Origin of the sequence: Arthrobacter sp. Cr_A7 (assembly GCF_029222765.1) — a bacterium.
Classification (GTDB): Bacteria; Actinomycetota; Actinomycetes; order Actinomycetales; family Micrococcaceae; genus Arthrobacter.
This window is the reverse complement of sequence record NZ_JARHXQ010000193.1, coordinates 1-20,774: the sequence shown is the minus strand read 5'-3', so window position 1 is coordinate 20,774 and position 20,774 is coordinate 1. Positions and strand designations below refer to the sequence as shown.

The 20,774-nt window shown below is 65.8% G+C and carries 26 protein-coding genes and 1 pseudogene; 16 read left to right on the top strand and 11 right to left on the bottom strand.

Features of this window, described 5'->3' with window-relative positions:
• Positions 1–52: 52 nt before the first annotated feature.
• The 5 genes from P2Q66_RS11405 to P2Q66_RS11385 are packed head-to-tail and all read left to right on the top strand — an operon-like array spanning position 53 to position 4,235.
• Positions 53–1,435 carry an NAD(P)-binding domain-containing protein gene (locus tag P2Q66_RS11405; RefSeq protein WP_275728135.1) on the top strand — a complete coding sequence of 461 codons (1,383 nt, stop codon included), beginning with the start codon at positions 53–55 and terminating at the stop codon, positions 1,433–1,435.
• A 32-nt stretch (positions 1,436–1,467) separates the two neighbouring features.
• The gene (locus tag P2Q66_RS11400) at positions 1,468–2,142 is read left to right on the top strand and encodes an arsenate reductase ArsC (RefSeq protein WP_275728129.1); all 675 of its coding nucleotides are present in this window, start codon (positions 1,468–1,470) and stop codon (positions 2,140–2,142) included.
• On the top strand, positions 2,139–2,558 hold the full coding sequence (locus P2Q66_RS11395) for a low molecular weight phosphatase family protein (RefSeq protein WP_275728128.1): 420 nt from the start codon (positions 2,139–2,141) through the stop codon (positions 2,556–2,558). The genes P2Q66_RS11400 and P2Q66_RS11395 overlap by 4 nt, the downstream gene beginning before the upstream one ends.
• Positions 2,559–2,560: 2 nt before the next feature.
• Complete coding sequence (locus P2Q66_RS11390) at positions 2,561–3,769, top strand: MFS transporter (protein WP_275728126.1); 1,209 nt, start codon at positions 2,561–2,563, stop codon at positions 3,767–3,769.
• The gene (locus tag P2Q66_RS11385; protein ID WP_275728124.1) at positions 3,759–4,235 is read left to right on the top strand and encodes a universal stress protein; all 477 of its coding nucleotides are present in this window, start codon (positions 3,759–3,761) and stop codon (positions 4,233–4,235) included. Before P2Q66_RS11390 ends, P2Q66_RS11385 begins: the two co-directional genes overlap by 11 nt.
• 63 nt (positions 4,236–4,298) lie before the next feature.
• On the opposite strand, the gene P2Q66_RS11380 is transcribed toward P2Q66_RS11385, so the two are convergent.
• Complete coding sequence (locus P2Q66_RS11380; protein ID WP_115525357.1) at positions 4,299–4,487, bottom strand: hypothetical protein; 189 nt, start codon at positions 4,485–4,487, stop codon at positions 4,299–4,301.
• Positions 4,488–4,740: 253 nt separating this feature from the next.
• Between P2Q66_RS11380 and P2Q66_RS11375 the strand changes: the two genes are divergently transcribed.
• Positions 4,741–4,956: a hypothetical protein gene (locus P2Q66_RS11375; protein ID WP_275728121.1), complete on the top strand. Its 216-nt coding sequence runs from the start codon at positions 4,741–4,743 to the stop codon at positions 4,954–4,956.
• 24 nt (positions 4,957–4,980) lie between these two features.
• On the opposite strand, the gene P2Q66_RS11370 is transcribed toward P2Q66_RS11375, so the two are convergent.
• From P2Q66_RS11370 to P2Q66_RS11350, 5 genes are all read right to left on the bottom strand, one after another.
• A complete protein-coding gene (locus tag P2Q66_RS11370) occupies positions 4,981–5,730 on the bottom strand; it encodes a GAF and ANTAR domain-containing protein (protein WP_275728119.1) in 750 nt (249 codons plus the stop codon).
• 157 nt (positions 5,731–5,887) lie between these two features.
• Positions 5,888–6,091 carry a hypothetical protein gene (locus P2Q66_RS11365; RefSeq protein WP_079598695.1) on the bottom strand — a complete coding sequence of 68 codons (204 nt, stop codon included), beginning with the start codon at positions 6,089–6,091 and terminating at the stop codon, positions 5,888–5,890.
• A gap of 177 nt (positions 6,092–6,268) precedes the next feature.
• Entirely contained in the window at positions 6,269–6,499 is a 231-nt protein-coding gene (locus tag P2Q66_RS11360; RefSeq protein ID WP_139386275.1) for a hypothetical protein, read from the bottom strand.
• 109 nt (positions 6,500–6,608) lie between these two features.
• Entirely contained in the window at positions 6,609–6,761 is a 153-nt protein-coding gene (locus P2Q66_RS11355; protein ID WP_115525355.1) for an LPXTG cell wall anchor domain-containing protein, read from the bottom strand.
• Positions 6,762–6,808: 47 nt separating this feature from the next.
• On the bottom strand, positions 6,809–7,633 hold the full coding sequence (locus tag P2Q66_RS11350) for an MBL fold metallo-hydrolase (protein WP_275728107.1): 825 nt from the start codon (positions 7,631–7,633) through the stop codon (positions 6,809–6,811).
• 248 nt (positions 7,634–7,881) lie between these two features.
• Here P2Q66_RS11350 and P2Q66_RS11345 point away from each other — a divergent pair, with 248 nt between their 5' ends.
• The 3 genes from P2Q66_RS11345 (at position 7,882) to P2Q66_RS11335 (ending at position 10,589) form a co-directional block, all read left to right on the top strand.
• Positions 7,882–8,772: a helix-turn-helix domain-containing protein gene (locus P2Q66_RS11345; RefSeq protein WP_275728106.1), complete on the top strand. Its 891-nt coding sequence runs from the start codon at positions 7,882–7,884 to the stop codon at positions 8,770–8,772.
• Positions 8,773–8,854: 82 nt separating this feature from the next.
• On the top strand, positions 8,855–9,937 hold the full coding sequence (locus P2Q66_RS11340; protein ID WP_275728105.1) for a Fic family protein: 1,083 nt from the start codon (positions 8,855–8,857) through the stop codon (positions 9,935–9,937).
• Positions 9,938–9,992: 55 nt separating this feature from the next.
• Positions 9,993–10,589 (top strand): hypothetical protein, encoded by a 597-nt coding sequence (locus P2Q66_RS11335; RefSeq protein ID WP_275728104.1) that lies wholly within the window; start codon positions 9,993–9,995, stop codon positions 10,587–10,589.
• Between the two features lie 16 nt (positions 10,590–10,605).
• On the opposite strand, the gene P2Q66_RS11330 is transcribed toward P2Q66_RS11335, so the two are convergent.
• From P2Q66_RS11330 to P2Q66_RS11310, 5 genes are all read right to left on the bottom strand, one after another.
• Positions 10,606–10,803, bottom strand: coding sequence for a DUF2795 domain-containing protein (locus P2Q66_RS11330; RefSeq protein ID WP_275728103.1), 198 nt, complete (start codon positions 10,801–10,803; stop codon positions 10,606–10,608).
• 128 nt (positions 10,804–10,931) lie between these two features.
• On the bottom strand, positions 10,932–11,540 hold the full coding sequence (locus P2Q66_RS11325; RefSeq protein WP_275728102.1) for an NAD(P)H-dependent oxidoreductase: 609 nt from the start codon (positions 11,538–11,540) through the stop codon (positions 10,932–10,934).
• Between the two features lie 292 nt (positions 11,541–11,832).
• Positions 11,833–12,015, bottom strand: a complete 183-nt coding sequence (locus P2Q66_RS11320) for a hypothetical protein (RefSeq protein ID WP_275728101.1) — start codon at positions 12,013–12,015, stop codon at positions 11,833–11,835.
• 217 nt (positions 12,016–12,232) lie between these two features.
• The gene (locus P2Q66_RS11315) at positions 12,233–12,781 is read right to left on the bottom strand and encodes a hypothetical protein (RefSeq protein WP_275728100.1); all 549 of its coding nucleotides are present in this window, start codon (positions 12,779–12,781) and stop codon (positions 12,233–12,235) included.
• 91 nt (positions 12,782–12,872) lie between these two features.
• Entirely contained in the window at positions 12,873–14,516 is a 1,644-nt protein-coding gene (locus tag P2Q66_RS11310) for a response regulator transcription factor (protein WP_275728099.1), read from the bottom strand.
• A 263-nt stretch (positions 14,517–14,779) separates the two neighbouring features.
• On the opposite strand from P2Q66_RS11310, the gene P2Q66_RS11305 reads away from it, so the two are divergent.
• From P2Q66_RS11305 to P2Q66_RS11275, 7 genes and pseudogenes are all read left to right on the top strand, one after another.
• Positions 14,780–15,664, top strand: coding sequence for a hypothetical protein (locus P2Q66_RS11305; protein WP_275728083.1), 885 nt, complete (start codon positions 14,780–14,782; stop codon positions 15,662–15,664).
• Positions 15,665–16,536: 872 nt separating this feature from the next.
• Positions 16,537–17,529, top strand: coding sequence for a 1,2-phenylacetyl-CoA epoxidase subunit PaaA (gene paaA, locus P2Q66_RS11300; protein WP_275728081.1), 993 nt, complete (start codon positions 16,537–16,539; stop codon positions 17,527–17,529).
• Positions 17,526–17,906, top strand: a complete 381-nt coding sequence (paaB, locus tag P2Q66_RS11295) for a 1,2-phenylacetyl-CoA epoxidase subunit PaaB (protein ID WP_115525334.1) — start codon at positions 17,526–17,528, stop codon at positions 17,904–17,906. The genes paaA and paaB overlap by 4 nt, the downstream gene beginning before the upstream one ends.
• The gene (gene paaC, locus P2Q66_RS11290) at positions 17,903–18,808 is read left to right on the top strand and encodes a 1,2-phenylacetyl-CoA epoxidase subunit PaaC (RefSeq protein ID WP_275728079.1); all 906 of its coding nucleotides are present in this window, start codon (positions 17,903–17,905) and stop codon (positions 18,806–18,808) included. Before paaB ends, paaC begins: the two co-directional genes overlap by 4 nt.
• Before the next feature lie 8 nt (positions 18,809–18,816).
• A complete protein-coding gene (gene paaD, locus P2Q66_RS11285; RefSeq protein WP_275728132.1) occupies positions 18,817–19,335 on the top strand; it encodes a 1,2-phenylacetyl-CoA epoxidase subunit PaaD in 519 nt (172 codons plus the stop codon).
• Positions 19,336–19,344: 9 nt separating this feature from the next.
• Positions 19,345–20,583 (top strand): 1,2-phenylacetyl-CoA epoxidase subunit PaaE, encoded by a 1,239-nt coding sequence (gene paaE / locus P2Q66_RS11280; protein ID WP_275728076.1) that lies wholly within the window; start codon positions 19,345–19,347, stop codon positions 20,581–20,583.
• A 60-nt stretch (positions 20,584–20,643) separates the two neighbouring features.
• A pseudogene (locus tag P2Q66_RS11275) lies at positions 20,644–20,774 on the top strand (enoyl-CoA hydratase/isomerase family protein); the annotation flags it as partial.

Genomic DNA, 20,774 nt, shown 5'->3' with positions numbered 1-20,774 from the left:
AACCCCGCCGCCTAACCGCACTGAACCGCCGCTACGGATGAAAGAGGACATCATGGATTCAGCGAGGAACCTTCCAGTCGCCGTGATCGGCGCCGGGCCCATTGGCCTGGCCGCCGCCGCCCACCTGCTTGAGCGGGGCCTGGAACCGCTGATCCTTGAAGCAGGTACGACGGCGGGCGCGGCCATTGAGCGCTGGCGCCACATCCGTCTTTTCTCACCGTGGCGGTTCAACACTGATGCCGCTGCCGTCCGCCTCCTCGAAGCGGCCGGCTGGGAAGCGCCCCGGCCCACGGCACTGCCCTACGGCGGGGAGCTGATCGATAACTACCTGGCGCCCCTGGCCGCCCTTCCCCAGATCTCTTCCCGCCTGCAGACCGGCGCGCGCGTCACCGCTATTACCCGGCAGGGCCTGGACAAGACCCACATCAAGGGCCGGGACACCACACCCTTCGTGGTGCGGGTGGAGCACGCCGGCGGCGAAACCCGGGACCATACCGTGGCAGCAGTCATCGACGCCTCCGGCACCTGGTCCACCCGCAACCCGCTGGGCACCTCGGGCCTTCCCGCCATCGGCGAAGAAGCAGCAGGGGACCGGATCTCCGCGCCGCTGCCCGACGTCACCGGCCGTGACCGCGCCGCCTTCGCCGGGCGCCGGGTGCTGGTTGTCGGTGCCGGACACTCCGCCGCCAACACCCTCATCAACCTCGCTGACCTCGCCAAGGAAGAGCCGGACACCCGGATCCTGTGGGCAGTCCGTGGCGCAACTGCGGACAAGGTCTACGGCGGAGGCGACCTGGACGGGCTGCCTGCCCGCGGCCAGCTCGGCGGCCGGGTCCGCCGGCTCGTGGAGGCCGGAAAAATCGAACTGCACACCGGCTTCGGGATCAGCTCGATCAAATCCCTGGACTCATCCGCCACCGTCGGCGCCGTGGACGGCCGCACCCTCGACGCCGACGTCGTGGTTCCCTGCACGGGCTTCCGCCCCGACCTGGACATCCTGCGTGAACTCCGCCTCAACCTGGACCCCGCCGTCGAAGCGCCGATGGAACTGGGCCCGCTGATCGACCCCGAATTCCACTCCTGCGGCACCGTCCCGCCTCACGGTGCCAAGCTGCTCGCCCACCCGGACAAGGACTTCTACATTGTCGGGATGAAGTCCTACGGCCGGGCCCCCACCTTCCTGCTGGCCACCGGCTACGAGCAGGTCCGCTCCGTGGCCGCCGCCCTCGCCGGCGACCACGAATCCGCCGACACGGTCCACCTCGAACTCCCCGAAACCGGGGTCTGCTCCACGGACGCCGGCACCAGCTGCGACGTCCCCGTGTCGGCCGTGGCGGCAGAGGCCTCAGAGTCCGGTTGCTGCGCCGCACCCGAACCGGTGCTGGTGGGCTTCCCCACCGGCCTGGCCCACGGCCGCTCCGGCACCAGCAACTGACCCGGTCAATGGAAACCCCTTGGAGAGCTGTCATGACTGAACACCGCGACACCGGCCTTGGCCTGCAGGACAACACAGAGCTCCTGCACCGCATCAGTGAACGGCTTGCCGAGCGTTTTGCCGGAATCTTCGCCGCCGAAACCGTTGAGCGGTACGTCTTCGAGTCCTATACGGCGCTGGCCCGCACCGCACATATCAGCGCGTACCTGCCAGCCACCACCGAACACTTCGCCACCGACCGGCTGGCAGCCCTCGCCAAATCGAAGGGCGCAGCAGGCTCCGAGGGGCCCGAGGTCCTGTTTGTCTGCGTGCAGAACGCCGGCCGCTCCCAGATGGCAGCCGCGCTGCTCACCGTCGAAGCCAAGGGAAGAATCCACGTCCGGTCCGCCGGGTCCCTGCCCGCGGCCGAACTGGACCCCGGCGTCGTGACCGTGATGGCCGAGATGGGCCTGGACCTGACCAGGAACTACCCCAAGCCCCTCACCGACGACGTCGTCCGTGCCTCCGACGTGGTGATCACCATGGGGTGCGGGGATTCCTGCCCGATCTACCCCGGAAAGCGCTACGAGGACTGGGACCTGCCCGATCCGGCCGACCAGTCCCTCGACACCGTCCGGGACATCCGGGACCAGATCCACGAACGGGTCAAAACCCTCGTCGCCTCACTTCCCGCCCACCCACTCGAAAAGGAAACAACCTCCTCATGACCCAGTACAAGACTCCGTCCGTGCTGTTCGTCTGCAGCAAGAACGGCGGCAAATCCCAGCTCGCCGCCGGACTCATGCGTGACCTCGCCGGCGACAAGATCGCGGTCTACTCCGCCGGCACCAAGCCGGCCAAGGACCTGAACCCGCAGGCGGTGGAGTCCCTGACCGAACTGGGCATCGACGTCACCGGCGAATACCCCAAGCCGGTCACCGACGAGGTCCTGGACACAGTTGACGCCGTCATCGTCCTGGGCACCGAGGCCAAGCTTGAACCGCGCGAGGGCAAGCGCTTCGAAGTCTGGGAAACGGACGAGCCCTCCGAACGCGGCATCGAGGGCATGGAACGGATGCGCCTGGTCCGGGACGACATCAAAGCCCGGGTCCAGGCGCTCTACACGGAGCTCACCGGGAAGTAGCCATGACCGCCCCGGCGCCGTCACGGACACTCGCCGCGGAGGGGGCACCCCGCGGCGGCTTGGCCGCGCTGTGCATCACCCAAACCACCGGCTGGGGCGTGCTCTACTACGCGCTGCTGGCGGCGGTCCGGCCCATCAGCGAGGACACCGGCTGGGACCCGGCCCACATCACCGGGGCCTTCTCCGCCGGGCTGGTGGTGTCCGCGGTGGCCGGGATCGCCGTCGGCAGGATGCTGGACAGGACCGGCCCGCGCAGCCTGATGATCGGCGGCTCATTGGTGGGCGTTTTCGCCCTGGTTCTGGTGGCGCTGGCACCGAACCTGCCCGCGTTCGCGGCGGCCTGGCTGCTGGCCGGCACAGCACAGGCCGCGGTGCTCTACCAGCCGGCCTTCACCGTGATCAGCCGCTGGTACGGCCCGGCCCGGGTGCGGCCGCTGACCATCCTGACCCTTGTGGCAGGATTCGCGTCCACCATCTTCGCCCCGGTCACCGCCGCCCTCTGCACCGGGATCGGGTGGCGTGGAGCCTTCCTGGTCCTCGCCGGACTGCTCGGCGCCGTGACCCTGCCGCTGCACGCGCGCTGCCTCAACCGGTCCTGGCGGAAAACAGGCAACGCCGCCCAACTGAGAGATGACAAGGCACTGGTCCGCGCCATCCGGCGCAGCCGGACATTCGTTGGCCTGCAGGCCCTCATGGTCCTGCTCTGCCTCGGCCTGTACACCGTGACGCTCAACATCATCCCCCTGCTCATGGAAAAGGGCGCCGATTACACCGCTGCCGCCCTTGGCCTCGGACTCGTCGGTGCAGGACAGGTGGCCGGCCGCCTCGTATTCACCGCAATCCCCGCCAAAGCCCGCATCGCCGTCGTCACCGGAACCGCTGCCGGCGCCCTCCTTCTGCTTGCCCTCCTGCCGGGACCGGTGCCGCTGCTGATTGGGGCCGGGATGCTCGCCGGCGCCGTCCGCGGCTGCCAGACACTGCTGCAGGCCACCATCGTTGCCGACCGGTGGGGAGCAACCGGCCTGGGCACGCTCCAGGGCAGCTTCGCCGCGCCCCTCACAATCGTCACCGCCCTCGCCCCGGCCGCGGGCCCGGCGATGGCCGCGTGGTTCGGCTCCTACACCGCCATGGCCTACGCGATGGCGGCAGCAGCTGGAACTGCCCTGCTTTTCGCGGCCGCGCCGTTCGTGCGGGGACTGCATGTCCGGTGAGGGATGGCCGGACGGGCCCGTCGTCGTCGGCGTTGAATGGAACTTTTCAGAGCACGTGATCCGCACCGCCGCGGCCCTGGCGGCTGCCCTGGGAGAGCACCTGATCTGCGCGTTCGTCGATCCGGCCAGCTACCTCATGGAATGGGCTCCGGCGAACCAGCGGACAGCCCTGTCCCTGGACCCGAGCATCAACGAAGAAGCCGAATTCCCTTCCGCACACCTGCAGCGGCGGCTTGAAGATGTTCTGGGGGAACCGGGGGAGTCCTGGTCCTTCCGCGTACTCAACGGCGACGTCTCCAAGGCCCTCAACCGCCTGGCCAGGAACACCGATGCGGCGCTGCTCGTGGTGGGCGCCGGCCGGCCGGGGTCTGTGGCGTGGCTGGACAGGGTCCTCGAGGGATCCGTGCCTGCCGCCCTGATCCGGCACCAGCAGCGGCCCGTCCTCGTTGTCCCGGAGGGCGGGTAGGCGGGGCGTGAGGGCGTACGACGGCGGCGCTCGGCTTGCGCTGATTGGCGCGGACCGGATGGGCTACTGATGGGCGAGGCGCAGCTTTGCCGCCCGTTCCACAAGGAGCGGTACGTAGTCCCGGACGGGCCCGTCGTCGAGCAGGCCGTGCTCTTCGGCGACCACATCTTCAATCACGGAGCGTTGGTGATGGGGGAACCGCTCGGCCAGCCGGTCGATGACAGCCATCAGCGCTTCAGGTTCTTTGGTCATCCCCAAAGCTTCGGCCTGCCGGCCGGGAGAGTCAACAACCACTTTTCATCGCCCCGCGCGCCTGGAACCGCTGACGTCGTCGTACTGAGGATCGTCCACTCGTTCACCAAATTACTTGCCTGTAACGTCAGTTTTGGAAAGCCCGTCGGTCCCCCACCGGCGGGCTTTCTTCGTCCCCGCACAAGCTTCCAGTTTCACCCCTGACAGACCGCCTGTTACTGCTCTTGCAGGGTGGGCGTAGCAGAAGCGAGCATTGGTCATGGAAGACCTGCGGCAGGCAGCCACCACGCTCCTGGGGCGTGCGGATGTGTCCTTGATTGACCTCTGGATCTCGTATTGGAACCACGGCGGGCGCTGTCACCCCTTCGAATTCGACGCTTTTATTCAGGGCATCCTGGTTCCCCGCTGGTTTGACACGGAGGCTCTCGCGTCCGCGCTTGAAGAACTCTCCCTGGACGCCGCCAGCTGAAGAGTGGGCAGATGAACCCGGGCGTTATTCGTCGAAAAATGTGCGCAAGGGTGTATGGGGTGAAACGGATTCGATGACGGCGGCCGCTACGTTGTGAAGTTTCATGTTGCGGGAGCTGGAGGCTTTCCTCAGGATGGTTATCGCCGCATCCTGGCTGCACCGGTTCTGGGCCATGATCACGCCGACGGCGATATCGATGGCCGTTCGGGACTTCATTGCCGCTTCCAGGTTGTCTTTTGCTTCCTGGAGCCTCGTCAGGCGCAGCTCTAAGCGGAGGGTCTTGGCGGACTGTTCGCCGAACAGTTCGGCGCGGGCGATGTCCTCGCCGGATATTCCATAAGGACGTGAGGAGTAGATGTTTAAAGCAGCGGTGGAGTCTCCCTCCAGGCGCAGGGGAACACCCAGGATTGATTGGATCCCCTTTTGCGCGACGGCGCGGATGTATTGCGGCCAGCGGCGCTCTTTTGAAACGTCCGGGACGTAGGTGGTGGTGCCGGTGCGCATGGCTGTCAGGCAAGGCCCGTCGCCGAAGGCGTATTGGAGCTCATCCATCTCCCGTGCCCTGGGACTGCTGCAGGCTACCGTAACGGGTTTTTTCCTGCGCACCACGGTGACATTGCAGTGGACCTTGGATTCGGGCGGAGAGAGGAGCGACGCGGAGAAGGTGGCCAGTTCCTGGAAGAATTCTTCGGCATCAGAGGTTTCCAGGACCATGTCCTGAAGCCGGGAGGCAACATCGTCCTGCAGTTCTGAGCCGAGAGGCATAGCGTCCATGGCGCGTCCTTACGAAGTGTCTTCAACCGCGATGAAGAACATGCGGCGTGAATGCGCCCACCTCCAGACGGTTCCTTCCCAGCTTACGCCGGAATCGCCTGCCCGGAAGGTTGTGGAGCCGGGAAGCGCACCGCTCCTGCATTCCGTGGCGGGCGAGTCACGAATGCAGCGCGAAGTCCTCGAGAGCCCACGCCAGGATTTTTAGGTCAAAGGCGTCCAGAACCATGAGGTCGTAGAGGCAGGCATCGAATTCCACCAGGCCTGCGTTCCCGCCGTTTCCCCAGTACCAGCCCCACAGAATGGGAAGTGATGAGACATCGTCGCGGATGAGGACCTGTGCCTGTGCCAGAGGATCCAGCATGAGAAAACCTAGCCACTGCCGCCGGCACCGAATGCAAGGCAAAGACAGTAATTAAAAGGCCTCCGAAATGGAAGCTTCCTCTCATGATCACAGACTGCGGCCCGCAAGTAACCCCTTGATTGTGGGGGGGGGTATCTGCTAGCGCGCCGGAAGCGCCGCCAAGGGGTGGCAAAAGAGCTAGTTGCCGGCGCGCTGGGCCTCCAGCCACCGGCGCACCACGTCAAGGACTTCGTCGGGATCAGCGGTGGCAAACCTGTTCGGCTCCCCGCCCGTGGCCTTGCCGTACGTGATCCGGGCCCGGAAACCGGATTCGCCCCTTGGCTCAAACCACGTCCGGATGACCATGGTCTCGCCGCTCAGGGCGTCCCCGCCCCCGTCCGCGGCGCCTGTGCCGCCGTCGTCCATCATGATGTCCCCCAACTCTCGTTCGTCAACCTGCCCCGATCCTGCGGCATAAGCATCAGGAACGTGCGGGATTTTCTGAAAGATTGGCGCAAGGTTGGGTGGCGCAGGGGCGTCAGGTCCTGGCTCTGCGCTTGACCCAGCCCCAGGCAGCCGTGGCGGCGAACAGCACCAGGCCGATGAGGGCCAGCCACAACAGGCCCTCGATGATGAACCCCAGGATGGACAAAACAAGCCAGATGATCAGCAGCGTGATGATGAGTCCCATGACCGAAGCCTAGTCCCAAGACACAGGCGCGGACACGGGCAGCACCGCTAGCCGGAGGTCATCCCGCCTTGGCTCTTCTGGGCGAGCCGCTGGAGTTGCCAGTCATGCACCTCCGGCAGCCAGTCCAACGGGGCCGATGGACCCACCCGCGGGTCATCGGGAACGCGGCCGTCCCGCAGGGCCTGCACGTACTCGCGGTCCTGTTCGATGCGTGCCCGCAACTGTCCAGCTCCGCCCACGGAGCCGTGGCCGGGGATGACGGCATCGGCGTCGTCTGCAACGCCGTCGAACAGCCGCAGCGCGGCGAGGTAGTCCCCGAGCGGATCCGCGGCCTCCAGGTCGAGGAACGGCATCAGGATGTCGGACAGCATGTCGCCGGCCACGAGGACCCGGCGCTCCTTGATCAACAGCGCAGCATGACCGGGAGCATGCGCCTGATGCTCGATGATCCGGATGCCGGGGCCGTCCCAGGGAATGTGCGCAGCGTCGGCGGGCAGGCCGGTAATAAGGCCGAGCAGATCCATCGGGATCTCGTCGGCGTGCTCCGGCGGCAGCCCCTCGGCTACGCGGTTCTTCCAGTCCGGGTCTGCCAGCACACCCCGGATGGAGGCGGCGCAGCGGGCTGTTCCATAGCGGGGTGCGTCGCCGAAGTCCGGGTGCCAGAGCACGTGGTCCCAATCGGGATGCGTGGAGAAGCCTGCGACGACGGGCTGGCCCAGTCGGCGGAGGTCGTTGGCGAGGTCCGCCATTTCGCTGCTGGTGATGCCGGGGTCGATGAGCAGGACGCCGTCCCTGCCCTGCACAACAACGGAATTGCTCTGGATGAACCCGCTCTCGTGGACCAGAACGCCGTCAGCCACTTCCTGCAGCATGGAATGCCTTCCGCTTGTGGGTGGAACCGCTAGGGGAGACGGTAGGGCCTGCCGTCAGCAGGTGGCAAGCACTTGACGTACGACGGCGGCCCGCCCCGCCGTCGTACGTCACGGCGGTGCCGCCAAAGGTGGCCCCCTGCCGCGTGCGTGCCCCTGCCGCCCGACGGGAACGGGCATGGATTGTCGGACCCGGCCGGGCGGCGCATGGCTAACGTGGAGCCGACAACGAAACGCAGGGAGGGCAGCAGGTGGATCTCTGGAACAGGGCGATCGAGCACATCGAGCAGCAGATCTCCGACGGTGCAGGGTACCGCTCTGCCGGTGAGGTGGATGTGGCTGCGCTGGCGCGGATCACCCTGACGTCGGAGTACCACTTCCGGCGGATGTTCTCGGTGCTGGCCGGAATGCCGGTCTCGGAATACATCCGGCGGCGGCGCATGACAGCCGCGGCCTCCGCCGTGGTTTCAGGTGATGAGCCGCTGCAGGACATTGCCGTGCGCTTCGGCTACGCCTCGGCCGACGCCTTCAGCAGGGCTTTCAGGGCCGTGCACGGCGTAAATCCGGCCGAGGCTCGCCGCGCCGGCGCCGTGCTGCGCTCGCAGCCCCCGCTGCGCTTCTCCCTCTCAGTGAAAGGAAAACAACAGATGGACTACCGGCTGCAGAACGAGGACGCATTCACGCTTGTGGGCCGGCGGCGGAGGATGCCGCTGGTTTACCACGGTCCCAATCCGGCCTTGGAGCAGTTCCGTGAAGAACTGGGCCTGGAGGTGCTCAGGGAGATCAGCAGCCTGTCCACCAGGTCCCCGCGCGGTGTGCTGGCCGTGAGCACGGATTTCGCTGAGGACCGGGCGGACGGGAGTACCTTCGAGTACTGGCTTGCGGCAGCCACCGGTGAAGCTCCGGCGGCGGGCAGCGGGCACGAGTCACTCCATGTTCCGCCGCACCAGTGGTTGGTGCTGGAGTCGCAGGGCATGGAAACGGAGGAGGTCCAGCAGTTGTGGGCAAAGGCGTACGGCGAATGGTTCCCGGCCAACCCTTACGAGCCGCTCGCGGAACCGGAGCTGCTGGCGACGGTCTTCGACCAGGAGGGGAAGCCGGACCACATGGAGCTGTGGCTGGCGGTGTCGGCTACGGGCTGAGCCGGCCCCTGCTCTCCCGAGTGAAATTGAAAAGATCCGCACCGGATCTTTTCAGTTCTACCCATAAGTGAAATAGTTGGGGATGGCAGCGATCCCGCCCTTCATTAGGGACAACGCCTATATCGCCTCAAGTGAAGTGACGGCTGCGGCCGAAGATGCGGCGTTGGCCATCCGCGACTTTGACCATGAGTTCGGTTCCGACATCGCGCCGTTCTCGGCCATCCTGCTGCGGACCGAATCAGTCTCCTCATCCCAGATCGAAAATGTGACCGCCAACGCCCGGAGCATCGAGATGGCAGTGCTTGGGGATGACTCCAAGCGAAACGCCACCCTGGTTGTGGACAACGTGGCGGCCATGAACGCTGCCCTTGCTGCCGCGGATGCTTTGGACACGGCAGCCGTCCTGGAAATGCACAGGGCACTCATGAAGCATGCCGACCTAAAGGGCGCGGGTATCTGGCGTAGTGAGCCTGTCTGGATCGGCAGGTCCAGTTCGAGTCCGGTAGGAGCGGACTTCGTCGCTCCCGATGCCAGGCGCGTGCCGGCACTCATGGACGATCTCATGGCCTATGCCGGACGGAACGATGTCCAGATCCTGTCCCAAGCGGCAATCGCCCACGCCCAGTTTGAAACTATCCACCCTTTTACCGACGGCAATGGCAGGACCGGGCGGGCGCTGATGCACGCCATGTTGCGGAACAAGGGCCTCACAAGGGCGGTGACCGTCCCAGTCTCGGCCGGGCTGCTGAATCACGTCAGGGGGTACCACGATGCACTGACCGCTTACCGGGAAGGGGACCCCGGCCGGATCATCCTGCTCACCTCGGAAGCCACGTTCCGTGCTATTGACAACGGCCGCCGGCTCGCCGGAGACATCACCGCGGCAAGGGCCCGGTGGAAGGACGTTATCAAGGCCCGCAAGGACGCGGCCGCGTGGAAGATTGCCGACCTGTTGGCCCGCCAGCCTGTTGTCAACGCCAAGCTGTTGGAAGACCGGTTGGGACTATCGGGGCCGACGATCTGGCGCCAGATGCAGGTCTTGGAGGAGGCGGGCGTGGTGCAGGGCTTTGACAAGTTCAAGCGCGGCCGGCATTGGGAAAGCGACGAGATCCTGGACGCGCTGGATGCGTTTGCCGCGCGCTCCGGGAGGCGCGGCCGCAGCTGAGCCTCACAGGTAGGGGTGTTATGTTCATCCCTAACTGCGAGACAGGGGGTGCCGCATGGGCCGACGAGTCCTTCCGCTGGCGGGCGTGCTCGCGTTGGTTCTGGCTGCCGGAGCGTGTACAAACCAGGAGCCCTCGCCACCTCCAGAGGACACGGTGGGTGAGCAGGTGTACATCACGGCCTACACCTGGTTCGACAACACCCCTCCGGGCTCACCCATCATCAGCCACCCGGTCCTGCATAAGACGGCCGGCGGGACCGGAACCTACGAGGATCCGGTGACCATCGCCGTCGGGCATTCAAAGGAGACGGGGAAGGACGTTCTGGACTACCCGGCCGGGACCCGCATCTACCTGCCCAACGTGCGCCGGTACTTCATCGTGGAGGATACCTGCGGGGACGGTGACGCGCCCGAGGAAGGTCCGTGCCACACCGGGGCGGAGGAGTTCGGGGACGCCTCCATCTGGCTGGACATCTGGATCGGCGGCGAGGACGAAGGCGCGGAGTTTGCCCGCCGCTGCACCAGGGAAGTCACGGGCGTCCAGACAGCGGTCTTTGACCCTGCGGACAACTACGCGGTGGCCGCGGGGGACGGCGTCATCCACGACGGCGAGTGCGATTCCGGCTACGGCAACGAATTGGTCACCAGGTAATTTCGCCGGCTGTTGTTCAGTTGCTGTCGGAGACCGCTGAGCTGACGGCCGTTGGGCTGTCGTACTCCTTGTCGGGGATGGCCTCAAGGGCTTCGATCACGTTGCTGTCCGCGCCGGAGTCCTTTGCCTTGGACAGCAGCGCATCGCGGCTCGCGGGGTAGTCCACGCCGCCCAGGAACTTCTGAATCTGGATCGGGTTCGGAGTGTCGGCCATGGTGTCGGTTCCCTTCCGTTGTCAGCTCTGGTGTCGGCGGCTCCTCCGCTGGCGCATCGGGGCCACACAGGAGTTCATCCTAGGCATGGACGCTCCGGCGGCGAAAGGGGGGCGTCCGACGACGGCCCTCACCCTGCCGGGTAGGGCGCCGCAGCCAGGGCCCGGGCAAGGTGGGCGGCATTGCGGGCGGCTCCTGCAGTGGCGGAAGCGACCTTTTCGGGGACGGTGTCCAGGTCTTTGTAGTCCACGGTCTGCATCGCCTCGCCCACCCAGTACGTGGCGCCCTGCGCAGGCAGGGTGAAGCCGACGTCGTTCAATGCCTGCTGTGTGTCCGCCACGGTCTTGTGTGCCCCGTCCTCGTTGCCCACCACGGCAACGATCGCGACTTTTCCGTACATGATCGGCCGGCCCGCATCATCGGTCTCGGAAAGGTCGGCGTCGAGCCGCTCGATCACGCGCTGGGTGATGCTGCTCGGGTGCCCCATCCAGATCGGTGTTGCGAGGACCAGGATGTCAGCGGCGAGGATCTTGTCGCGGATCACTGGCCAGGCGTCGCCGTCGCCCATGTTGATCTGCACTCCCGGCATCACGTTGTGATCCACGATCCGCAGCGACGTCCCGCTGACGCCGTGGGTGGCGAGTTCGTCCAGCACGTGGCGGGCCAGCAGCTCGCTGCTGGACGGCTCCGGCGACGGCGTCAGGGAGCAAGTGAGTGCAAGCGCGGTGAGGTCAGCCATGATCTGTCCTTCTTCCGGGTCGGTTTATCGGTGTCAGTGGTTCGCGGCGAACGGCCGGAGGGACTGGCCGAATTCGCGGAGGCCATTGCCGAACAGATAGCAAGTGTGCTTACTATCTAACCAGTCGCCCCAACCAACCAAAGGACAGACGCTATGAAGAAACTGCTCTTCGCTTTGCTTCCCGTCATCTTCAAGCGGGTCATGCAGGCCAGGAAAGCTCGGCAGGCCCCCACTGCCCATCCGCGCCCGCCGCGGAACCGCTACTAAAAACCAGAGCAAGGCGGGTTACCGCCTAACCCTCGATGTTCTGCCCGACCACCGCCAGGGTCCGGGCCAGCTCCTCCGTGGGGCTGAACTCCACCAGCACCGTTCCGGGATCGAGTTCGTCGGTATGGCCCGGAGGTGTGTAGTAGGCCTCCCCGGCTTCGACGATCTCGTCGCCGTCGGGCATGTGCATGGTGAGCCGGCCCTTCACGACGTATCCCCAGTGGTGGCTTTGGCACCGGTCATCCGGCAATCCCTTGTAGAACGGCGTAAAGTCGCCTCCCTCTTCGAATTTTTAGAAAGCGATGGTGTAGCCGTCCGTCTCCCGGTAGCGGCCTTCGTAGCCGGTCATCCGTTCCACCCGTGCGGTCTGGTCATCAATCGATAGCTTTGCCATTGTCTTTTCCTTCCTTGAGTCCGGCGCTGGCTTATGCCTGCGCCGTGGTTTCCGCCGCTGCGGTAAGCCGCCGCAGTCCGGCCCTGCTTGCCCGTGCCCACTCAAGCCGGGCCAGTGACCTGAGCACCGGGATTCCGTAGATGGCCAGCAGGCCCGGCAGTCCGCTCGCCCGGACGAGCCGGCATGTGTAGGTGACGTTGCTCTGGTTCCCGTCCGCCTCGATGTCGTAGCGGTGCACCAGCAGCCAATCCGCCGTCGTCCCGTTTCTCTTTGAGGCCACAGCCGATTCGGTGACCCGTTCAAACCTCGCGGGCCGGACGGCCTCGGTGACCACGGAGGAGTCCGTCATCCGGCACGTGCCGTCCTCGGCCATGGAAATGAATTCCGTTCCGGCCGTTGCCTGCCCCTTAGGGGCTTCCATGGACAGAAGCGTCGAGGCCTCGGCTCCTCCCCATTGCTTGTGCCCGGTCAGATTGGCCAGGACATCGAAAACAACAGGGGAGGGGGCGGTGGTGTGTTCCCGGACGGTCACGGCGATCTCATGTTTGAGGACGTTGCCCGCCGTTTGTTGCCGTTTCATTCTGCACCTCCTGTGACGTCGTCGGGATACTTCAAGGATGGGACGACGACGGGAGGAGAGGATGGGGGGAATCCCCCATTTACCGCCCTATTCAGGGGAAGTGCCGCAGGGCGAACGCGCCTGCTTCGCCGCGGTTGCGCAGGTGCAGCTTGGCGAGGATGTTGCTGACATGATGCTCGGCGGTCTTGGTGCTGATGAACAGGCGGTCACCGATCTCGGCGTTCGTCAACGCTTCGGCGAGCAGCCTGAGCACTTCCCGCTCACGCCGGGACAGCAGTCCGAGCGCCTTCGGGCCAGTCCGGGCGGGACCGCCGAGCGACCGGAGCAGGGCTGCTGCCTTGTCGGCCATGGCGGCCGCGCCCGTCTCGTCGAACGCGGCCAGGGCCAGCTCGGCTTCGTGCACGGCAACCTCAGGGTCCGAATCGCGCAGGGCCTCGGCCATGGACAGGCGTGCCCGCGCGGCCTCCAGCGGCATTTTTAGCTCGCCAAAGATCTCAATCGCGGAGTCCAGCCGTGAACGGGCCGAGGAAGTGTCCCCGCCGGCGGCTGCCGCGCGGCCGGCCGTGTGGTGTGCGGTGGCCAATGCCCGGGGCCAGCGGGTTTCGGCCGCAATCCCGTCGAGGCGCCTGGACGTTTCCTGTGCTTGGCCGGGGTTGCCCTGTGCCAGCTCCACTTCGGCAAGCAGCGCCAGCAGCGGGACGGCGAGGAGCCCGCCCGTCACGTGATGGATCCGCCGGTGCAGCAGGGCCGCCGCAACGGCTGTGTCTCCGGCAGCCAGCCGGACGGCCGCCGTCGCGAGCAATGCATCCGGGCGGTCCTCAAAGCCCGCGAGCAACCTGCCGGCTTCCTCCACCCGGCCTTGGAGCAGGCGCAGTTCGGCAAGTTTGGCTGCCGGGTGAACGCACCGTGCGCGGTGGCCGGCCTGGTCCAGCTCATGCAGCGTCTTGGTAAGCCAGCCCTCGGCGCTGGCGATGTTGCCGGAAGCAAGGAGGATCTCGGCGCAGCAGGTCCCGCAGAATTCCATCAGCGCGGGGTGCCCGGTCCGCTCCATGAAATGCATGACGGTTGTGTTCCATTGGCTGAGCCGGGAGACGTCGCAGGACTCTTCGCTGGCCCGCGTGACCATGCAGCACACGTCGCCGAAAACCATTCTGTCGCGAAGTTCGCCGGCGGTCACCACCACCATCGCTTCGTCAACGAGGGTCATCCCTTCCGGTACGTCCCCGGCCGCTATCGTCCCGAGGCCGAGCAGCGCCAGTGCGGTTGCCTCGAGTTCCGGATCATCAGCGCCGCGCGCAGCTTGTAATGCCGTCCGTGCGTCTTCCCTGGCAGTTGCAGGATCAGCCTGCAGCAGTCCGCGCGTCACAGCCAACCAGCCGGCCTCGGCGCCGTCGGGCATGCGGGATGCGAGGCCCTCGGCGCGTGCGAACCAACCCCGGCTGGCCGCTTCGTTGCCCAACGCCTCGGCGTATTCGCGCGCCAGCCATACGGCAGCCTTGAAGGCCCGGGAATTCTGCCCCGAACGGCGAAAGCCCGCGTAGGCCAGTGTCCGCTCGGCGATGGCCCGGTCAGCGTCGCGGAGCCACCACAGCGCGCGACCCAAGCCGTCGTGGGCTGCTGGTTCATCGTTGACGGCCAGTACGGACTCGAAAGCCGAAGCCGCCGCCGCCCAGTCCGTCGAAGCGAGCAGACGCTCACCCTCCACAAGGCCTTCAGGGGCTGAGGCAACGACCATGAACTAATTGTGCTCGTCCCGGCGGCGGCTTCCTAGGTGCACTGGTTATTCCACGGGTAACGCCGCAGTAACGCCCGTTGTGGCCAGATGGAAACGGATCACCTCGAGTTTTGAGGAGGTTCCGGGATGTAGTCCTGAGCCGGCTCGTCCCTAGGCTGAGGAGGCGGCTAGTGAAGTCGGGTAGAGTCCCGCGAAGCACGCCGCGCACACATTTGAGCCGAGGGTTTCACGCCTCTTCGTCCCGTTCCGTGCGTACTTCACGGATGAGCAAGGCGCCCAGCAGCAGCGGTGCTGACCTGAGCCACTCTGTCCTGCAATGGTTTGCCATCATTGCGCCCCTCACCACCGTGGCCACCGCACTTTCGTTTTGGTTCGGCTGGACAATGACGGCCACACGAACTGCGTACTTCGGCATTGACCAAAGCGTCCTGGAATATTCAACGGTGGATTATCTGCTTCGCAGTGCTGATGCCCTGATCGTTCCGGCGATCCTCATCCTGCTCGTCACCATTGTGGGCGTGGCGATCCATGCCGTTACACGGAGTATCATCCGGCGCGGCGTTGGCCTCGGATATTTTCAGCTGGCCGCCGGCTTCGTGCTTCTGGCAGGGATAGTTTTCACCTCCCTCGGAGTGTGGACCATCTTCGAAGAGCCCCCGTTCAGGACACCTTTTCTCTTTGAGCCCGGTGCGCTTGGTGGTGGAATCGCAGTCGGGGCATACGCTTTCTGGGCCCTTCGAAGGACTGCGCTGGGGGACCAAAGGCTCAGGCGCCTGCCGATGTGGGAGAAACTTGGCTACGTTTCCGTGGTCCTCCTGGTGGTTCTGGCCCTATTCTGGGCTTGTTCGTTATATGCAGGAGCACTGGGCACGGGCAGGTCCAGGGATTACGAACGGGAGTTGAGCAAGCGTCCGTCCGTGACGGTCTACAGCCTGCATTCGCTCGCTCTTGGAGGCTCGGTGGTGGAGGAGAAAGTACCCGTTCCCGGCTCGAAGTACGGCTTCAAATACACCGGACTCAAATTCGTCACGCTCAGTTCCAACAAGTATTTTCTGCTGCCCGCTAACTGGTCCCGTGATGCCGGCGCCGCGATCGTTCTGGAGGAGAGCCCGGAATACCGGGTCGAATTCGAACCGGGAGAGGGATAAGTCGATGAAGCTTCATTCCAAGGCCGCAGCCCTTTCATGCATTGCATTGGCTTCCCTTTGTGCGTGTGGCGGGCCACCTGCAAACGGTGAGCCATCCCCAAACGGCGGTACTGAATCCACGCCTGTTTCCGTAACTCACCGGGTAAGGATTGGCGGTGACGACTGGCTCATTGAGCCCGGTGCGGGAAGCCCGATTGTTAGAGCCGGCACTATTGAATCCTTCGAAATTGTGAATGACACCAGCGAAGACCTGGTGCCGGATGTCGGGCTGGGCGGCAACACAACATTCCGGATAATTGTGAACACGTGCCCGGAAGGCGTGAAGCCGGGCAGGACATGCATTGTGCGCGGCGAATGGTTGGCCGGTGGTCCGCGGGACGTCACCCTGGACGTGGCAGTTACCAACAAGAGCGCGCCCAGCAAACCCACGAAAAAGATTTCAGTCCCTCTTGAAGCCGCGTCCGGTTCTGCCACTCCCACGAAGAAGACTGTTGCGCCCACTCCGGTTTCTACGGCCACAACGTCAACATCGCCGTCCGCAACTTCGACAACGGGCACGCCCACGCCCACGCCATCGACGACGACGAGCGTCACCTCACCACCACCTACTACGGCGGCTCCGACACCATCTGCAACCAAAAGTGCCTCATAGCCTCCTACCTGGCCTGTCCACCGCAGGAGCTGATAGAGCGTTGCCGAAAAACCTGCAGGAGGTGATGGGGCGTCGGGAAGAGGGGGGAAGAGGGGGGGGGGGGCAGCGGGACGAGGGAACACGTCCACCGCTTGACGGCCCCAAACGCTTCCGCATATCCTGAACGAACGGTCGGTAAATAATTCCGCACGTCCCAGAAGGTCATTGCATAGGAGCAACCATGGCAGCGCAGAACCTGCAGTCAGTGCCCGCCGAGCTATCCCCGGAGGCAGAACAAGAGGCGCAGGCCCACTTTGACCGCGTCATGGCCGAGGACTCCCGCATCGAGCCCAAGGACTGGATGCCGGCGGCCTACCGCAAGACCCTGCTCCGCCAGATCAGCCAGCACGCCCACTCCGAGATCATCGGCATGCAGCCGGAGGCCAACTGGATCTCACGGGCCCCCAGCCTCAAGCGCAAGGCGATCCTCATGGCCAAGGTCCAGGACGAGGCCGGCCACGGGCTCTACCTCTACTCCGCCGCCGAAACCCTTGGCCAGAGCCGGGACAAGATGATGGACGACCTCATCGCCGGCAAGGCCCGCTACTCCAGCATCTTCAACTACCCCGCGCTCACCTGGGCGGACATGGGCGCCATCGGATGGCTGGTGGACGGCGCCGCCATCTGCAACCAGGTCCCGCTGTGCCGCGCCTCCTACGGCCCCTACGGCCGCGCCATGGTCCGCATCTGCAAGGAGGAGAGCTTCCACCAGCGCCAGGGCTTCGAGATCCTCCTGGAACTCTCCAACGGCACCCCCGAGCAGAAGCAGATGGCCCAGGACGCCGTGAACCGCTGGTACGCCCCGGCCCTGATGATGTTCGGTCCGCCGGACGACGATTCGCCCAACTCCAAGCAGTCCATGGCCTGGAACATCAAGCGCTTCAGCAACGACGAACTCCGCAGCCGCTTCGTGGGCATGATGGTGGAGCAGGTCAGGGTACTGGGCCTCACGCTCCCGGACGACCAGGTCCGCTTCAACGAGGACACCAGGAAGTGGGAGCACGGCCCGCTGGACTGGCACGAGTTCCAGGAAGTGCTCGCCGGCCGCGGCCCCTGCAACGCCCAGCGCCTGGAGCGCCGGAGGGCAGCGCACGACGACGGCGCCTGGGTCCGCGAGGCAGCCGCCGCCTACGCAGCAAAACAGTCAAAGAAGACGAAGGAATACGCAGCATGAGCCCCCACGGCAACCCGGAAGTCCCCGCAAGCTCGGCCACCGAGATCAACCGCGAAGCACCGAAGGCGTCACCCGCGCCGGAGGAGCACCACGACCGCGGGGCCTGGGGGCTCTGGGAGGTCTTTGTCCGGTCCAGCCGCGGCCTGTCCCATGTCCATGCCGGCTCCCTGCACGCACCGGATGCCGCCATGGCCCTGCGCAATGCCCGCGACCTCTACACCCGCCGCAACGAGGGCGTCTCCATCTGGGTTGTCCCGGCCGAGGCCATCGCCGCCAGCGATCCCGACTCCAAGGGGTCCTTTTTCGAGTCCCCGCAGGGCAAGGACTACCGGCACGCCACGTACTACACCAAGAGCGAAGGGGTAAAGCACCTGTGAGCACCCCCGACACCACAGAGACCACAGGCCACGGCGATATCTCCACCGGTGTAGCCGGCAGCGGCGATTCCAATGCCTCGGCAACAAGAATCACTCCCGGCAACGCCCTGCGCCCGGAGGACATCGCCCTCGAGGTCCGCACCGGCCTCGCCAAACCAAGCGAAGAGGTGGCCGAGTACGCCCTCAGGCTGGGCGACGACGCCCTGATCCTCGCCCAGCGCCTGGGCCACTGGATCTCCCGCGCCCCCGAACTGGAGGAGGACGTGGCCCTGGGCAACATCGCCCTGGACCAGCTGGGCCACGCCCGGTCCTTCCTGAGCTACGCCGGCGGCGCCTGGGAGAAGAGTGAGGACGACCTCGCCTACTTCCGCCGCGAGCACGAGTTCCGCTCCGTGCAGCTGTTCGAGCAGCCCAACGGTGACTTCGCGGTGACCATCGCGCGCCAGTTCATCGTGAGCTACTACCAGTTCGAGCTGTACCGCCGGCTGACGGAATCAACGGACGCCACCCTCGCAGCAATCGCCGCCAAGGCCGTGAAGGAAGTGGATTACCACCGGGACCACAGCGCCCAGTGGATCCTGCGCCTGGCCGGCGGCACCGAGGAGTCGCGCACCCGGATGATCCACGGCCTGCGCCTGATGTGGCCGTACGTCAACGAACTGTTCCAGGACGATGACCTGACGAACCGCCTCGCGGAGGCGGGCGCCGCCGTCGCGCCGTCCACCCTGCGGGAGGACTTTGACCGGCTGACCGGCGACGTCCTCAGGGAAGCCGAACTGGAGGTGCCCGACGTTCCGGCAGCCCCCGGCGGCGGACGGTACGGCAAGCACTCGGAGCACCTGGGTTACATCCTGGCCGAGATGCAGGTCCTGGCCCGCGAGTACCCGGGAGCCAAGTGGTGACCGCGGCCATGTACATCTCCGACTTCGAGACCAGGACCCGGACGCCGCGGCAGTCGGCGTGGGACATCGCCGCCACGGTCTGCGATCCGGAGATCCCCGTGCTCACCATCGCGGACCTGGGGATCCTCCGGGACGTGCAGGTGACAGAGGATGACGTAAGAATCACCATCACCCCCACGTACTCGGGCTGCCCGGCCATGGACGCCATCCGCGACGACCTTCAGACAGCCTTCGCCAAGGAGGGCTACGAGAACGTCCACGTGGACCTGGTCCTCGCCCCGGCCTGGACCACGGACTGGATGACGGAGGAGGGCAAGGCGAAGCTGCGGGAGTACGGCATCGCGCCGCCGTCGGGCAAGGCAGGGCTGGGCCACAACGGCCCCGTCCGCCTGAGCCTGGCCGTCAAGTGCCCGCAGTGCCAAAGCCTGAACACCAGGGAACTCACCCGGTTCGGTTCCACGTCCTGCAAGGCGCTGTATGTGTGCCAGGACTGCAAGGAACCGTTCGACTACTTCAAGGTCCTGTAAGGAAGCCCCATGCCTGTTGTCCGCCAGACCGCTGCAGAATCGGCGCAGGCCGTCGGCCGCCGTCGTCCGTCCTTCCACACGCTCGCCGTCAAGGAGGTGCGCCGGCTCACCGAGGATGCCATCGAGGTCTCCTTCCACGTCCCGGCGGAGCTCGCCGGCCAGTTCGATTACCTGCCCGGCCAGTACGTGGCCCTGCGCACCAAGCTGCCGGATGAGACCGGCGAGCTGCACGAGGTGCGCCGCAGCTACTCCATCTGCGCGGAGCCGCGCAGCTTCCCGGACGACAGCAGCGAGATCCGCGTGGCCGTGAAGAAGGACCTGGGCGGGCTGTTTTCCACGTGGGCCAACGCCGAGCTGAAGGCGGGGGACACGCTGGACGTCATGAGCCCCATGGGCGCGTTTGTGTCCAAGCACGGCCGGAACGGCTCCACCGTGGAGCAGAACGTCATGAACTCCATGAACCATCCGGAGGACATGGCGGGGGACGCTGGTCTTCAAAGCGGCAACTTCGTGGCCATCGCCGCCGGCTCAGGCATCACCCCGGTGATCGCCATCGCCCGCACGCTGCTGGCCGCCAGCCCGGACACCCGGTTCGACCTGATCTACGCCAACAAGGCCGCCATGGACGTGATGTTCCTGGAGGAGCTGGCGGACCTGAAGGATAAGTACCCGCAGCGGCTGGCCATCCACCACGTGCTGTCCCGCGAGCAGCGGATCGCGCCGCTGCTAAGTGGAAGGATCGACGCCGAGAAGCTCCAGCAGCTGCTGGGCACGGCCATCCACGCGGACGACGTGGACGAGTGGTTCCTGTGCGGGCCCTTCGAGCTGGTGCAGCTGTGCCGGGACACCCTGGCCGAGCGCGGCGTGAAGCCGGAGAACATCCGGTTCGAGCTGTTTACGTCGGGCAAGCCGGACCGCCCGGAGGGGCACGCGGGCCGGCCCGTGGTGGTGGACGAGTCCAAGGAGACGTACAAGATCACGTTCAAGCTGGACGGCCTGCAGGGCGACGTGGCCAGCCCCACGCACGCCCGCGAGTCCATCCTCAACGCCGCGCTGCGGGTCCGCCCGGACGTGCCGTTCGCGTGCGCCGGGGGAGTGTGCGGCACCTGCCGGGCCAAGGTGGTCACCGGCAGCGTGACGATGGACGAAAACTACGCGCTGGAGCAGGATGAGCTGGACAAGGGGTACGTGCTGACCTGCCAGAGCCACCCCACCAGCAAGGAAGTCACCGTCGACTTCGACGTCTAAACGATCCGGTGGTTGAGCCTGTCGAAACCAGCCTGTCGAAAACCAAGAAAGAAGGAACGAATGATTTCCCTCTCCATCAGCAACGGCGTCGCCGAAGTCGTCCTGAACGCCCCGCACAAGCTGAACTCGCTGGACGAGCAGGCGCTGCAGGATTTAACACAGGCGTACGACGACGCTGCTGCCGCCGCCTC

Excerpts from the sequence above, each read along its gene's own strand:
- P2Q66_RS11405 (WP_275728135.1), top strand. The coding sequence starts at position 53 with ATGGATTCAGCGAGGAACCTTCCAGTCGCCGTGATCGGCGCCGGGCCC.
- P2Q66_RS11400 (WP_275728129.1), top strand. The coding sequence starts at position 1,468 with ATGACTGAACACCGCGACACCGGCCTTGGCCTGCAGGACAACACAGAG.
- P2Q66_RS11395 (WP_275728128.1), top strand. The coding sequence starts at position 2,139 with ATGACCCAGTACAAGACTCCGTCCGTGCTGTTCGTCTGCAGCAAGAAC.
- P2Q66_RS11390 (WP_275728126.1), top strand. The coding sequence starts at position 2,561 with ATGACCGCCCCGGCGCCGTCACGGACACTCGCCGCGGAGGGGGCACCC.
- P2Q66_RS11385 (WP_275728124.1), top strand. The coding sequence starts at position 3,759 with ATGTCCGGTGAGGGATGGCCGGACGGGCCCGTCGTCGTCGGCGTTGAA.
- P2Q66_RS11380 (WP_115525357.1), bottom strand. The coding sequence starts at position 4,487 with ATGACCAAAGAACCTGAAGCGCTGATGGCTGTCATCGACCGGCTGGCC.
- P2Q66_RS11370 (WP_275728119.1), bottom strand. The coding sequence starts at position 5,730 with ATGGACGCTATGCCTCTCGGCTCAGAACTGCAGGACGATGTTGCCTCC.
- P2Q66_RS11365 (WP_079598695.1), bottom strand. The coding sequence starts at position 6,091 with ATGCTGGATCCTCTGGCACAGGCACAGGTCCTCATCCGCGACGATGTC.
- P2Q66_RS11360 (WP_139386275.1), bottom strand. The coding sequence starts at position 6,499 with ATGATGGACGACGGCGGCACAGGCGCCGCGGACGGGGGCGGGGACGCC.
- P2Q66_RS11355 (WP_115525355.1), bottom strand. The coding sequence starts at position 6,761 with ATGGGACTCATCATCACGCTGCTGATCATCTGGCTTGTTTTGTCCATC.
- P2Q66_RS11350 (WP_275728107.1), bottom strand. The coding sequence starts at position 7,633 with ATGCTGCAGGAAGTGGCTGACGGCGTTCTGGTCCACGAGAGCGGGTTC.
- P2Q66_RS11340 (WP_275728105.1), top strand. The coding sequence starts at position 8,855 with ATGGCAGCGATCCCGCCCTTCATTAGGGACAACGCCTATATCGCCTCA.
- P2Q66_RS11335 (WP_275728104.1), top strand. The coding sequence starts at position 9,993 with ATGGGCCGACGAGTCCTTCCGCTGGCGGGCGTGCTCGCGTTGGTTCTG.
- P2Q66_RS11330 (WP_275728103.1), bottom strand. The coding sequence starts at position 10,803 with ATGGCCGACACTCCGAACCCGATCCAGATTCAGAAGTTCCTGGGCGGC.
- P2Q66_RS11325 (WP_275728102.1), bottom strand. The coding sequence starts at position 11,540 with ATGGCTGACCTCACCGCGCTTGCACTCACTTGCTCCCTGACGCCGTCG.
- P2Q66_RS11315 (WP_275728100.1), bottom strand. The coding sequence starts at position 12,781 with ATGAAACGGCAACAAACGGCGGGCAACGTCCTCAAACATGAGATCGCC.
- P2Q66_RS11310 (WP_275728099.1), bottom strand. The coding sequence starts at position 14,516 with ATGGTCGTTGCCTCAGCCCCTGAAGGCCTTGTGGAGGGTGAGCGTCTG.
- P2Q66_RS11305 (WP_275728083.1), top strand. The coding sequence starts at position 14,780 with ATGAGCAAGGCGCCCAGCAGCAGCGGTGCTGACCTGAGCCACTCTGTC.
- paaA (WP_275728081.1), top strand. The coding sequence starts at position 16,537 with ATGGCAGCGCAGAACCTGCAGTCAGTGCCCGCCGAGCTATCCCCGGAG.
- paaB (WP_115525334.1), top strand. The coding sequence starts at position 17,526 with ATGAGCCCCCACGGCAACCCGGAAGTCCCCGCAAGCTCGGCCACCGAG.
- paaD (WP_275728132.1), top strand. The coding sequence starts at position 18,817 with ATGTACATCTCCGACTTCGAGACCAGGACCCGGACGCCGCGGCAGTCG.
- paaE (WP_275728076.1), top strand. The coding sequence starts at position 19,345 with ATGCCTGTTGTCCGCCAGACCGCTGCAGAATCGGCGCAGGCCGTCGGC.